The 13,840-nt window shown below is 34.1% G+C and carries 9 protein-coding genes; 2 read left to right on the top strand and 7 right to left on the bottom strand.

Annotation, left to right across the window (positions count from 1 at the left end):
* Position 1 precedes the first annotated feature (1 nt).
* Together CLU83_RS18730 and CLU83_RS18725 are read left to right on the top strand one after the other, a co-directional pair.
* Positions 2 to 2,194 (top strand): peptidase domain-containing ABC transporter, encoded by a 2,193-nt coding sequence (locus tag CLU83_RS18730; RefSeq protein ID WP_100433012.1) that lies wholly within the window; start codon positions 2 to 4, stop codon positions 2,192 to 2,194.
* Positions 2,195 to 2,247: 53 nt separating this feature from the next.
* On the top strand, positions 2,248 to 3,531 hold the full coding sequence (locus CLU83_RS18725; RefSeq protein WP_100433011.1) for an HlyD family secretion protein: 1,284 nt from the start codon (positions 2,248 to 2,250) through the stop codon (positions 3,529 to 3,531).
* 4 nt (positions 3,532 to 3,535) lie between these two features.
* Here CLU83_RS18725 and CLU83_RS18720 read toward each other — a convergent pair whose 3' ends face one another.
* From CLU83_RS18720 to CLU83_RS18690, 7 genes are all read right to left on the bottom strand, one after another.
* Complete coding sequence (locus CLU83_RS18720) at positions 3,536 to 4,744, bottom strand: NAD(P)/FAD-dependent oxidoreductase (protein WP_100433010.1); 1,209 nt, start codon at positions 4,742 to 4,744, stop codon at positions 3,536 to 3,538.
* A 221-nt stretch (positions 4,745 to 4,965) separates the two neighbouring features.
* Positions 4,966 to 5,652 carry a glycerophosphodiester phosphodiesterase family protein gene (locus CLU83_RS18715; protein WP_100433009.1) on the bottom strand — a complete coding sequence of 229 codons (687 nt, stop codon included), beginning with the start codon at positions 5,650 to 5,652 and terminating at the stop codon, positions 4,966 to 4,968.
* An 89-nt stretch (positions 5,653 to 5,741) separates the two neighbouring features.
* Positions 5,742 to 7,580, bottom strand: coding sequence for a glycoside hydrolase family 13 protein (locus tag CLU83_RS18710; RefSeq protein WP_100433008.1), 1,839 nt, complete (start codon positions 7,578 to 7,580; stop codon positions 5,742 to 5,744).
* Positions 7,581 to 7,642: 62 nt separating this feature from the next.
* A complete protein-coding gene (locus CLU83_RS18705; protein ID WP_100433007.1) occupies positions 7,643 to 9,937 on the bottom strand; it encodes a glycoside hydrolase family 65 protein in 2,295 nt (764 codons plus the stop codon).
* 87 nt (positions 9,938 to 10,024) lie between these two features.
* The gene (gene pgmB, locus CLU83_RS18700; protein ID WP_100433796.1) at positions 10,025 to 10,684 is read right to left on the bottom strand and encodes a beta-phosphoglucomutase; all 660 of its coding nucleotides are present in this window, start codon (positions 10,682 to 10,684) and stop codon (positions 10,025 to 10,027) included.
* Between the two features lie 22 nt (positions 10,685 to 10,706).
* Positions 10,707 to 12,032, bottom strand: coding sequence for an MFS transporter (locus CLU83_RS18695; RefSeq protein WP_198512313.1), 1,326 nt, complete (start codon positions 12,030 to 12,032; stop codon positions 10,707 to 10,709).
* 699 nt (positions 12,033 to 12,731) lie between these two features.
* A complete protein-coding gene (locus CLU83_RS18690) occupies positions 12,732 to 13,754 on the bottom strand; it encodes a LacI family DNA-binding transcriptional regulator (protein WP_100433005.1) in 1,023 nt (340 codons plus the stop codon).
* Between the last annotated feature and the right edge of the window lie 86 nt (positions 13,755 to 13,840).

The raw sequence follows: 13,840 nt of genomic DNA, 5'->3' as shown, positions 1-13,840 counted from the left end.
TTTGAAGAAATTTCCCAACTATATACAAGCTGAATCTAAAGACTGTGGTCCAACTTGTCTAAAAATCATTGCCAAACATTATGGTAAAACTATAAATATACAAGAACTACGAGATTATAGCGAAACCACACGTGAGGGGAGCAATATGATGATGTTAAGCGATGCTGCCGAAAAAATAGGCTTTCGATCAATAGGTGTAAAATTGTCTTTAGTAAAATTACAAGAAGCACCATTGCCTTGTGTCTTGTTCTGGAACAAAAATCATTATGTTATTCTCTATAAAATTAAAAAAGGTGTTTATTATATTTCTGACCCCGCTATTGGGTTACTAGAATACAACGAAAAAGATTTTTTAAAATTCTGGATTGGAAATAATGCAACGAAAACTACTGAAGAGGGTATTGCATTATTGCTCGAACCAATACCAAAATTTTATCAATCAGAATTTGAAAGTGAAGACAAAAAAGGATTTGGTTTTGGTTTGCTTTTCAAATATATATATCCCTATAAATCGTTTGTAATCCAGTTAATTATTGGATTAGCAGCAGGAAGTTTGTTGCAACTTATTTTCCCTTTTCTTACCCAAAGTATTGTAGATGTTGGCATACAAAATCAGAATATTCAATTTATCTATTTAATACTGTTTGCACAGCTGTTCCTTTTTGCAGGACGAACCGCATTAGAATTGATTCGTAGTTGGATTTTGTTGCACTTGTCGGCAAGGATAAATATTTCGTTAATTTCTGATTTTTTTATTAAATTAATGAATTTGCCTATCTCCTTTTTTGATGTCAGAATGACGGGCGATATTATGCAGCGTATAAATGATCATTACAGAATACAAAAAATATTGACAACTTCGTCGTTAGATGTTTTGTTTTCTGTCGTCAATATGTTTATTATGGGGGGCATTTTAGCTTATTATAATCTCAAAATATTTGCAGTTTTTTTTGCTGGAAGTTTTCTTTATTTTCTTTGGATCATCTTATTTCTCAAACGCAGAGAAAAACTAGACTACAAGCGTTTTGCTGAAGTTTCACAAGAACAAAGTAAAGTAATAGAACTCATAAATGGAATGCAAGAAATAAAACTCCACAATGCCGAAAAACAGAAACGTTGGGGGTGGGAATATGTGCAAGCACGATTATTCAAAGTATCGATGAAAGGCTTGATATTGGAGCAAACGCAAAGCATAGGTTCAAATTTTATCAACGAACTCAAAAATATTTTTATTATATTTCTGTCAGCAAAATTAGTTATTGATGGCTCGATAACACTCGGAATGATGATGGCTATTTCTAGTATTGTTGGCAGTTTAAATGGTCCCGTTTTTCAATTGATTGGTTTCATTCGAGAACTGCAAGATGCAAAAATATCCTTAGCCAGACTTTCAGAAATTCACAACAAAGAAGATGAAATCCAGCAAGAAAAAACACAAACACATGATATACCAAAAGCTGCTGATATTGTAATAAAAGATTTAAGTTATAGATACATTGGTTCTGATGTCAATGTTTTAGAAAATTTAAATTTAATAATACCTGCAAATAAAGTAACCGCTATTGTTGGTACTAGTGGCAGCGGTAAAACTACTTTGATGAAGTTGTTACTTAAATTCTATGAGCCTAATTCTGGAGAAATCTTAGTAGATAAAACTCCGTTAAAAACAATCGCTCAAAAAACTTGGAGGTCACACGTTGGAACAGTAATGCAAGAGGGATATATTTTTAATGATACTATTGCGAATAATATAGCGATTGGAGTTGATATAGTCAAAAAAGAGCGATTGGTTTATGCCGCTGATGTGGCTAATATTAAAAATTTCATCCAAGATTATCCGCTAGGTTATAATACAAAAATAGGAATGGAAGGAGTCGGTATGAGTACAGGTCAAAAACAACGATTACTAATTGCTAGAGCGGTTTATAAAAACCCTGAAATGTTATTTTTTGACGAAGCCACAAGTTCGCTAGATGCTAACAATGAAAAAGAGATTATGCAAAAACTTGGTGTTTTTTTTAAGAACAAAACCGTTGTTGTTATTGCTCACCGATTAAGCACGGTTATGAATGCCGACCAAATTGTGGTGTTAGAAAAAGGAAAGATCATAGAAATTGGCAATCATCAGGAATTGATACAATTGAAAGGAAGTTATTATGAATTAGTGCGAAATCAATTGCAGTTGGGAACGTAGGATTTTTGATAGCAGATTAACAATTTTTAGTTTCAGATTTAAAAAATAAAAGAATGTCAGATAATAAAGCAATAGAATTAAGAAGTGAAGAAGTACAAGAAATCCTTACACGAGTGCCACATTGGATGATTCGTTGGGGTTCGATTGTGATTTTATTAATCTTGTGTTCTCTTTTTTTTGTTTCTTGGATGCTCAAATATCCCGATATTATTTCAACTCCAATTGTTATCACTACCAATATTCCACCTGAAAAATTAGTTGCTAAAATGCCTGGGAAAATAGAAGCTATTTTGGTAAAAGATAGAGCAAATATTTCTAAAAACACACCTCTTGCCATTATTGAAAATTCTGCCAATTATAAAGATGTATTCTTATTGAAAAGTATTGTTGACAGCATTGATATTGATAAAAGTAAATTTCCGTTTGAGAAATTAAAGTCAGCACAACTTGGCGAAATCGAAAGCTTCTTTGCCGTGTTTCAAAAAGAAAGCATCGCAGATGATTTGAATACTAAATTGCAGCCATATCAAGTGGAAGGCACTGCTCAAAGCTATGAGGCTATACAACTAAAAGAGCGATTGGGTTTATTAGAATCCCAAAAAAGCATCAATCAAAATGAATTGGTTTTAGAAAAAAGTGATTTAGAAAGATACCAAGGTTTATTCAACAAAGGAATTATTGCTACACAGGAATTAGAAAAGCATAAATTAACTTATCTTCAAGTTGAAAGAAATTTCAAGAGTTTGTTAAGCACTATTTCACAATTGAAATCGTCATTGAATGAACTCAATAAAAACAGTAAAACCACTCAAATTAACGAAAGCAAAGAGAATGTAAACCTACAACGCAATGTTATCCAAGCCTTTTATCAACTCAAAAAAGCGATTAAAGATTGGGAGTTAAATTATGTTTTACGCTCATCGATTGATGGAAAAGTTAGTTTTTTACAACTTTGGGCAGAAAATCAAACCGTAAATGCTGGCGACAATGTATTTGCTATTATTCCAACAAATGAAAGGGGTTATATTGGTAAAGTAAAAGCTCCGGCACAAAATTCAGGAAAAATAAAAATAGGTCAAACTGTTAATATCAGATTGGCAAATTATCCTGATAGAGAGTTTGGAATAATCAAAGGAATTGTAAGTGCTATTTCATTAACCCCTGATAAAGATGGTAATTTATTGATTAATGTTTCGTTGCCAAACGGATTGCAAACTTCCTATAAAAAACAAATTGTCTTTCAACAAGAAATGAGCGGTACTGCCGACATAGTAACCGAGGATTTACGACTGATTGAACGATTATTATATCAATTTAGGGATGTTTTCAAAAGATAAATTTCTAAATACCATTCGCCACAATGAACCCGCTTGTCCATGCATTTTGGAAATTAAATCCACCAGTAATGGCATCGATATTTACTATTTCACCAACGAAGTAAAGATTTTCATGCAGTTTGCTTTCCATAGTTTTGAAATTGATTTCCTTTAAATCAATTCCGCCAGCGGTTACAAATTCTTCTTTGAATGTGCTTTTGCCATTGACTTGAAAAGTGCTATTCGTTAATTGATTTACTAAATTTTGTAATTGAACTTTAGACAAATCCGCCCATTTGGTTTCGGCTTCAACATTCGATGCTAAAACCAAACTTTCCCAAAGACGGTTTGGAAAATCAAAAGGCGATTTTTTGGAAACCGCTTTTTTGGCATGTTCTTGTTTCAAGGTTTTTAGAATTTTCTCAGCATCTTCGGCATCGACATCGTTGAGCCAATTCACATAAATGGTAAACTGATAGTTTTTATCGAATAAAATTCGCGCTCCCCATGCTGATAATTTCAGGATTGCAGGACCGCTCATTCCCCAATGCGTGATTAACAACGGGCCTGTAGAAATTAATTTGGTATCTTTTACCTTTACCGTAACATGAGCCGCTACGCCTGGCAATTCTTTGATTCGGGGATCTTTTATATTGAAAGTAAATAAAGATGGAACTGGACTAACGATGGCATGGCCTTTTTGCTGAAGCATTTCCCAAATTTTAGGATTGCTTCCTGTGGCAAGAACCAATTTCTCGGCAATATAATTTTCATGCTGGGTTTCTACTTTCCAAAAATTATCTTTTTTGAAAATGGACTGAACGCTTTGCCCTGTGAGCACAGAAATCCCAAGCTTTTGGGTTGCTTTTACAAAACAATCAATGATCGTTTGCGAAGAATTCGAAACCGGAAACATGCGTCCATCTTCTTCAATTTTTAACTCTACTCCATGTTTTTCAAACCATTCTATTGTATCGCCCGAACAAAACTGATGAAAAGGACCACGCAATTCTTTTTCGCCACGCGGATAAAATTTCACTAATTCATTGGGTTCAAAACAGGCATGCGTCACATTACAGCGTCCTCCTCCAGAGACACGAACTTTTCCTAACACCTCAGCTCCTCTTTCGAGAATAGCAACTTTAATTTTAGGGTTTTTCTCAACGATATTGATAGCCGTAAAAAAACCGGCAGCGCCACCGCCGACAATGATTATGTCAAAATTTTGATTCATGATTGTGAAAAGAATAGATTGGAATGCAAAGGTAGGTTTTTGAAGGGATAACCGCAGATTAACAGATTATATTTTGATAATTAGTGATCCAATATATTATTCCAAGATTGAGAGATGGCACACGGATGACACAGATTGAACGGATTTTTTTATTTTTAAATTTCGAAAATCTGTGTAAATCCGTTCAATCTGTGTCATCTGTGGCTAATGCGCAATCAAAGTTAAACCCTGTCCAAAAAATCGGTGATTATCCCATCTACGTTGAATGATTTCATTCTTTGAATAGCATCAATTTCATTTACTGTCCAAGGGAAAACCTGAATCCCTTTCTCTTGAATTTTGGCAGTATATTCATTGGTCAATAATTGAAAATCGGGATGCAATGCTTCGGCTTTGAGGAATCGGGCGAAGGAGATGGCCAGATCCATATCGGTTTCTGTTAAAACCCCAATTCGGATATTTTCATTTAAAAATCGAACTTGCTGCAGGGCATTCCAATCAAAACTGGACACTAGAAAATGATTATTATTCCAATTTTTATCCGAAATATAATGTTCTATCAATTCAACTACTTTCTCGGCTGTATCCTGATTTTTTAATTCAATATTTACAAAACACTTTTGATCGACCAAATCCAAAACTTCTTCCAATGTTGGAATCCTGTATTTTTCATTGATTTTAAAAGATTTTAATTCCTGCAATGTCAATTGGTTCACAACTCCTTTACCATTGGTCGTTCTGTCAATTGTTTCATCGTGGATCACAATCAAATGACCATCTAAGCTTAAATGTACATCCAATTCGATTCCGTCTGCTCCCATTTCGATTGCTTTTTCAAACGAAACCAAAGTGTTTTCGGGTTCATAGCCTTTCGCTCCTCGATGTCCAATTTTGAGAATTTTGTTCATAGTGCTACAAATATAAAAAAACCTCCAGCTAAAGCTGGAGGCAATTAAAAATCTTTTGCTGTGTTCGAAAATTGCTTTTTTCTCTTTTATTATTTCAATTCTAAAATCAAAACAGCTTTCCCTTCAATAGTAATATCATTTTTCAAATCAATAGATTTTCCTGAAAGTACATCATTTCCGGTTTTATAATTTGCGATACTTTCTTGAAAACGATTGGTTGGAAAAGTTTTAGATTCTTTATTGTTATTGATGACCACCATAACTGATTTTGAATCGGTATATCTGAAATAAACATAAACATTGTTTTCTGGAATGTAGTGTTTCATTTTTCCAAAATGCACAGCATCATTCGATTTTCTCCAATTGAACAATTGAGATGAGAAATCAAAAAACTGTTGTTGCTCAAGCGTTCTTCCCGCTTTTGCGAAAGCATTATTACTGTCTCCTGCCCAGCCTCCTGGGAAATCCTGACGAATGGCAGCATCTCCTTCTTTATCTTTATTTCCTGCCATTGCAATCTCAGAACCATAATAAATCTGTGGAATTCCACGAACTGTTGCCAATAATGTCATTGCCATTTTATATTTCGACAAATCTTTTTGGTAAATTTCATTAAAACGATTGGTATCATGATTTTCGACAAACGTCATAATGCTATTGATATTCGGATATAAAAAATCATTGGTGAAATTCTCGTATACTTTTATCATTCCTTTATCCCAAGCTCCTGCATCTTCATTAAAAATAACACTTGTGGCATCTTGTAAAGTAAAATCCATAACAGAAGGCAAGTTCGAATTATAGTCTTGAATAGCCGCTATTTTGCTGTCTTTTTGCCAATACGCCATCTGTGCTTGGTCGTGCATCCAAACTTCCCCAACGATATTAAAATTTGGGTACTCATCAGTGATTGCTTTTGTCCATTCGGCAATTCCTTTCTTGTCGCAATACGAATATGTATCTACACGAAAACCATCCAAATCGGCATATTCTATCCACCAAATGGCGTTTTGTTTCAAGTAGGTATTCACCAATGGATTGGACTGATTCAAGTCAGGCATTGATTTTACAAACCAACCATCCATACATATTTTAGCATCAATTTGGGACGCATTGGTATCAAACTGCGTGGTCATTCTGTAATTGGTTTGAGCGTATCCTGGGAATTGATGCACCCATTCATAAGTTGGCAAATCCTTCATCATCCAATGTTCAGCTCCCCAATGATTGGTTACATAATCCATGATCAATTTCATGTCACGTTTATGCAATTCTGCTGAAAGCTGCACATATTCTTCATTCGTTCCAAAACGCGGATCTATTTTGTAAACATCCGATTGTCCGTAAGTGTGATAGGAATACGCTTTATCATTGTCTTCGCAAAGCGGTGTTGGCCAAAGTGCCGTAGCTCCTAATTCTTTAAGATAATCCAGATGCTGAATCATTCCTGCAATATCTCCTCCGTGTCTTCCGCCGGGAAGCGCTCTGTTTCCTTTTTCGGTAACCGATTTGTCGCTGTCATTTTTTGAATTTCCATTGGCAAAACGATCGGACATTACCAAATAAATCAAATCGGAAGCATCATAACCTTTTCTTGAAGCCGAATTTTCTCTTCTTTGTTTTAGACTGTATTTTTTGGTAAAAGCTACTTTTTTGTTTTTAGAAAATGAAAAAACAAAATCTTGTGCCGTCACATTTTTAGTGTCAATCGTAACAAAAAGATAATTTGGATTTTCGGTTTTTTTGACCTCTTTGACAACAATACTATTAGATACTGTCACTTCGTTTTCAGCAATATTTTTGCCGTAAAACATAATCTGCAATTCTGGATTGTGCATTCCTGCATACCAAAAAGGAGGTTCAACCCTATCAATTTGTGCAAAAACTGATGCAGAGATGAAAAATAATAAGATGATCACTTTCTTCATTTTTTCTATAATTTTAAAACCCTTTCTAAGTACTACTAAAAAGGGTTTATTATTGATTGATTTTAATTTTTTGGCTGAACCAAAACTGGTGTGCCGTTTACATAAACGGTTAGTTCATTAGTTCCTTCTAAGGATAATTTCGTTTCCTTATGATCTACTGCGATTTTTAAAATCTGGTTTCTGAAATTGATTTTAAAAGAATAACCACCCCATTCTTTTGGAATTTTTGGAGAGAAATGAAGTGCATCATTTTTCACTCTCATTCCGCCGAATCCTTCTACAATACTCATCCAAGTTCCTGCCATTGATGTAATGTGACAGCCTTCTTCAACCTCTTTGTTATAATCGTCAAGATCCAAACGGGAAGTTCTTAGATAAAAGGCGTAGGCCATATCCATTTTGTCCAGTAAAGCGGCTTGAATAGAGTGTACGCAAGGAGAAAGCGAACTTTCGTGCACCGTAAATGATTCGTAGAAATCGAAATTGCGCTCCAACTCATCTTTAGAGAAATGATCTTCAAAGAAGTAAAAACACTGTAAAACGTCAGCTTGTTTGATGTATGGTGAACGCAAAACTCTGTCCCAAGACCATTTTTGGTTGATTGGTCGTTGTGAACGGTCTAAGTCTTTTACGCGAACTAAATCTTTGTCCAAGAAACCATCTTGCTGCAGATAAATTCCCAACTCTTCCGCTCTTGGGAAATACATATTGCCTGCTACTTTATTCCATTCCTGCAATTCAGCATCAGAAAGTTTTACTTTTTCAATAATGCGTTTATGGTCTGAAGGATATTCCAATGAAACTTTTTGAATTTGTTCCGTAGCATAATCAATACACCATTTCGCGATATAATTGGTATAGAAATTATTATTGATGTTGTTTTCGTATTCGTTTGGACCAGTCACTCCCAATATCATGTACTGATTTTTGTTTTTGGAGAATGAAGCTCTTTGGTGCCAGAAACGGGCGATACCAATTAATACTTCCAATCCTTTCTCAGGAATGTAACTGTAATCTCCCGTAAAACGGTAGTAATTGTAAATGGCAAATGCAATAGCACCGTTTCTATGGATTTCTTCATGGGTGATTTCCCATTCGTTATGACACTCCTCTCCATTCATAGTAACCATCGGATACAAAGCTGCTCCATTTTTGAAACCCAAATTTACTTCGGCATTTTCGATGGCTTTGTCCAATTGATTGTAACGATAGGTCAATAAATTACGTGCCACTTGTTGGTCTTTGGTCGCCATATAAAATGGAATGCAATATGCCTCGGTGTCCCAATAAGTAGATCCTCCGTATTTTTCTCCGGTAAATCCTTTTGGTCCAATATTCAAACGGGAATCTTTTCCTAAATACGTTTGATTCAATTGGAAAATATTAAAACGAATTCCTTGTTGTGCTTTTACGTCACCTTCAATAGTGATGTCTGACATTTCCCAAATCTTTGCCCAAGCATCAATTTGATCCTGCAGTAATTGATTGTATCCTTTTGCTAAAGCTGATTGAATAACATTCTCTGCCACCGAAACAGTATCAGTGTGATTTAACGATACTGTATAACCTCCAATTTTTTGGATTCCGGATTTTTCTCCTTTGGCAACAATAACATCATAGTAAAATAAAATTTTATCCGATGTTGTATCTACCGATGTTGGCGACAAATTTTGTTTTTCTCCTCTTGCCCAAATGGTGTTTTGCATAAAAGTTGTCACTTTGAAATGCGTTTTGAAAGTTTGGGCCGTAACAAAAGCTTCGTTCCCTGATTTTTTAACGTCTAATGGTTCCCAGAATTTTTCTTCCCAGTTAGCATCCTCATTCGTCACACCAGCGTCTATATAGGGTTTGTAAATAATTTTAGCATCTTTATTTAAAGGCGTGATTTCATAATTAATTACACCCACTTCATCTAAATCCAGTGATAAAAAACGACGAACATCAACAGCAACTTGTGTTCCATTTTTAAGAGTCGCTTGAAAAGAACGACGGTACCAACCTTCCTTCATATTCAATTCACGACGGTAATTTGAAACTTCGGTACACGTATTCAAATCAAAATCTTCGCCATTAATTTCAATATTAATTCCAATCCAATTTGGTGCATTTAATACTTTGGCAAAATATTTCGGATATCCGTTTTTCCACCAGCCCACTTTTGTTTTGTCCGGATAATAAATTCCCGCAATATAACTTCCCTGAAAAGTTTCGCCAGTATAAGTTTCTTCAAAATTGGCTCTTTGTCCCATTGCACCATTTCCGATACTAAATAAACTCTCGGAAGACTTTACTTGCTCCTTATCAAATCCTTCTTCTATGATTGACCAATTATCTGGTTTTATATAATCTTGATTCATTTTTTTTCTTAATTTAAGGCTAAGGTTTGAAGCCAAAGAACAAAACACCTCTTTGCTTCATTCTGCTTTAACCTTATATTTTGTTTATTATTTGTTTATTAATAATTCCAAGAAAGTGGAATTCATTTCGGTAAAATCTTTAAAATTGTATTGTGCTTCATGCAGCGTTTCTTCATGACCAATACCAATGCTCATCATTTTTGCAATATTTGCTGCTTGAATTCCTGCTACAGAATCTTCAAAAACAATTGAATCTTCATTGGTTACGTTCAATAAACGTGCAGCATGAAGAAAAACTTCAGGATCTGGTTTTGCATTAACGACATCATTACCATCAACGATAACGTCAAAAAAAGGCAGAATTCCAGTTTTTTCAAGAATAGGTCTTGCATTTTTGCTAGCTGAACCCAAAGCAATTGGCTGATTATTCTGTTTTAAAAACTTTAAAACTTTCATTACTCCAGGCAAAATTTCAGTCTCATTCATATCAACCAGATACGAAAGATAATCTTCATTTTTCTGGATTAACCATTTGTCTTTGTCTTCCTGAGAAGCTTCAACATTTCCTAATTCTAAAATAATATCTAAGGAACGAACTCGGCTCACTCCTTTTAATAATTCATTATGTTCTAATGTGAAATCAATTCCTAGTCCACTTGCGATTTTTTTCCACGCTAAGAAATGATATTTGGCGGTGTCAACAATTACACCGTCTAAATCAAAAATAAATCCTTTTCTCTTTTCCATTATTCTGCTTATTATTTTTATTTTATTCTTGTACTTTTTCTTTAACAAAAAATACTGCTGAACCAGCAATTAACATGGATATGCCGGCAATTACAATTATTGCCATTGGTTCTCCTCCAAAAAGCATGATTATAGTGCTTCCTAATAATCCTGCAGTTATTTGCGGTATGGTTATAGTAGCATTAAATAATCCCATATATACTCCCATTTTTTCGGCAGGCAATGAACCTGAAAGCATTGCGTAAGGCATTGCTAAGATTGCAGCCCATGCTAATCCTACACCCGAAATAGAAAGCAACAACATGTTTTTATCTTCGACAACAAACATGGAAATCAATCCTAATCCTCCTAAAAACAAAGAGAAACTGTAGGTTTTTTTTCTTCCGATGGATTTTGCAATAGAAGGAATAAAGAGGGAGAATATAGCGGCCACTCCACTATAGAATGCAAACATTACTCCTGTCCAGTCCCCTGCTTCATTAAATCCAATTGATTTTGCATCTAAAGCCGTTGGTCCCCAAACCTGATTAGCAATAGCTCTCGTGGTATAAACCCACATTAAAAACAATGCAAACCAAGAGAAAAACTGAACAATACCAAGCTGCCAAAAGATTTTTGGCGCGTTGCCAATTAGTTTGAAAACATTTTCGCTTTTCTTATTTTCAACAGCGCTCAAATCAATTTTATTATATTCTGCATGTTCTTTTGGAGCATATTCTTTGGTTCTAAAAACTGTCCAAAGTACCGTTCCCAATAATATTGCTCCTCCAATATAGAAAGACCATATTACTGATTCAGCAACTTTTTCGCCAGCTGCTGGTACGTTTGACAATCCTATTTTAACTAAAATCCAAGGCAATAATGATCCAAAAACAGCTCCAAAATTAATCAATGCGCTTTGAACAGAATATCCTAAATTTCGTTGCTTATCATTTACCATATCACCCACAAGCGCTCTAAAAGGCTGCATAGTAACATTAAATGAGGTATCCATCAGCAGTAACATTACAGCTCCAAAAGCCAAAGGAGGCAATAAATAAGTAAAATATTCTGCATTTGGCATAAAAAACATAGCCGTTGCCGATACAATAGCGCCAAAAAATATAAAAGGAATACGGCGTCCTAATTTAGTCCAAGTCTTATCGCTTGAAAGACCAATAATAGGCTGTACAATTAAACCTGCCAAAGGTGCTGCTAACCAAAAGTAGCCGATACTGTGAACATCTGCGCCCAATGCTTCTAATATTCTACTTGTGTTTCCATTTTGCAAAGAATATCCGATTTGAACTCCTAAGAATCCAAAACTTAAATTCCAAATTTGCCAAAAACTTAAATTTGGTTTTCCCATTATTAAAAAATTTACATATTTATTTACTAAACAAACAGTTATACTGTATCCTTCATCAGAACTGACTATAATTTATTAATGAAAATCACAAATAATACAAAATGAAATTGAGTTCAAATCAATGCTCACAAATCAACCTTCAAACACAATTTTATTTAGATCTTCTTTTCAAAATAACGAACGTTTGAATTTCGAAAAAAGACTAAACTTAAATTCATTTCTGAATTCAGTATGTTTTTAATAAAAATTATTATGGGTAGCACTACGGTATAGTTAAATAAATATCCTTAAAGGAAACTCACTGAAATAAATAACTATACTCTTGTAAAAATTCATTAAATCATTATACAATTCATGAATCCTTTTCAAAAGATTTATCGTGTCTCATAATAAATTATAACACGAAATTTATCGTTATAAAAAAACTCATCTTATTTTTCGAAGTAAAAGAAAAGTTATAAACGTGGAGTAAATGTATAAAATTCTTTTTAGTAATTATTTAATAAAATTCAAAAATCATCGTTTTTTTTCACTACAAGGTTGTAGTAATTAATAAATTACATATTTTCTTTGCATTTTTTTTGGAATTACCAGATTGCCATAAAAAAAATCGAATGGATAAAACCCATTCGATTTCAATCTTTAAAACTATATTTTATCTAAATATTCTTCTGCTTCATTTGTTTTTGAAGCCTAAAATTAATTGGTAGATTCTCTTTCGACCAAATAGGTTTCAATAACTTCGGTAATGTAATTTTCTTCCTCAGATTCATCTTCAGATTCTAAACGGTCGATGATTATTTTAGCTGCGCGATTCCCCATTTTAACACCGCTTTGACTCACAGTAGTAATCGTTGGCGTAGAATATTTGGAAATCATTCCATCTGTAAATGCGATTACAGCAAGATCTTTTGGCACATTCAATCCTATTTTATGAGCAGTTTTAATACACGTTACAGCAAAAATTTCATTCACTGCAAAAACAGCATCGATGGCTTCATCTTCCAGTAATTTCCCAATAATAATTTCGCAAGTATCAATATCCTCGATTTTTATAATCAAGTGCTCATCAAAAGGCAGATTATTGTCCAACAATGCTTTTACATACCCATCGGTCCTCAGTTTACCAACACTTACATAATCTACAGTTGTTACTAAGGCAATCTTTTTTCGACCTTTATCGATTAAGCTTTGAACAGCCTCATAAGCAGCCTGCTTATCATCAATAATTACTTTATCGCAAAATACTTCATTGGTCACGCGGTCAAACATAACAACTGGCATTCCCTGATTTATCACTTCGGTAATATGATGAAAATCTCCTTTAAACTGGGTTTCTTTAGACAAAGACATAATAAATCCATCAATACTGCCATTTGCCAAAAGCTCCATATTGAGAACCTCTTTATCAAAGGAATCATCAGAGAGACAAATAACAACACTATATCCATTTTCATTGGCAATCTGTTCAATACCATTAATTACTGTAGAGAAAAAATGGTGTACAATTTCTGGAATTATAATTCCTATAGTTTTCGTTTTTCTGTTTTTGAGGCTGAGTGCAATATTGTTCGGTTTATAATGATAAAATTTTGCAAATGCTTGAACTTTCAATCGTGTTTCCTCTCCAATTTCGGGACTGTTTCTAAGTGATTTTGAAACAGTTGAAATAGAAACATCCAATTCTTTGGCAATTTGCTTTAGCGTTATTTTTTTCTTCATCTTAAAGAGGCATTACTTGAGTGAACTATTCGATTCGTAATAAAGGTAACATAATTTTTTATTTATTGTAAATATTCACGCAAAAA

This window comes from Flavobacterium sp. 1, assembly GCF_002797935.1.
In the GTDB taxonomy this organism is placed as follows: domain Bacteria; phylum Bacteroidota; class Bacteroidia; order Flavobacteriales; family Flavobacteriaceae; genus Flavobacterium.
Note: the sequence above shows the minus strand (reverse complement) of the source record. Positions and strands in the feature narration are given on the sequence as shown.

Bases quoted from the DNA above. Each gene is read 5' to 3' on its own strand.
- CLU83_RS18705 (WP_100433007.1), bottom strand. From the start codon at position 9,937: ATGAATCAAGATTATATAAAACCAGATAATTGGTCAATCATAGAAGAA.
- CLU83_RS18710 (WP_100433008.1), bottom strand. From the start codon at position 7,580: ATGAAGAAAGTGATCATCTTATTATTTTTCATCTCTGCATCAGTTTTT.
- pgmB (WP_100433796.1), bottom strand. From the start codon at position 10,684: ATGGAAAAGAGAAAAGGATTTATTTTTGATTTAGACGGTGTAATTGTT.
- CLU83_RS18720 (WP_100433010.1), bottom strand. From the start codon at position 4,744: ATGAATCAAAATTTTGACATAATCATTGTCGGCGGTGGCGCTGCCGGT.
- CLU83_RS18715 (WP_100433009.1), bottom strand. From the start codon at position 5,652: ATGAACAAAATTCTCAAAATTGGACATCGAGGAGCGAAAGGCTATGAA.
- CLU83_RS18725 (WP_100433011.1), top strand. From the start codon at position 2,248: ATGTCAGATAATAAAGCAATAGAATTAAGAAGTGAAGAAGTACAAGAA.
- CLU83_RS18695 (WP_198512313.1), bottom strand. From the start codon at position 12,032: ATGGGAAAACCAAATTTAAGTTTTTGGCAAATTTGGAATTTAAGTTTT.
- CLU83_RS18690 (WP_100433005.1), bottom strand. From the start codon at position 13,754: ATGAAGAAAAAAATAACGCTAAAGCAAATTGCCAAAGAATTGGATGTT.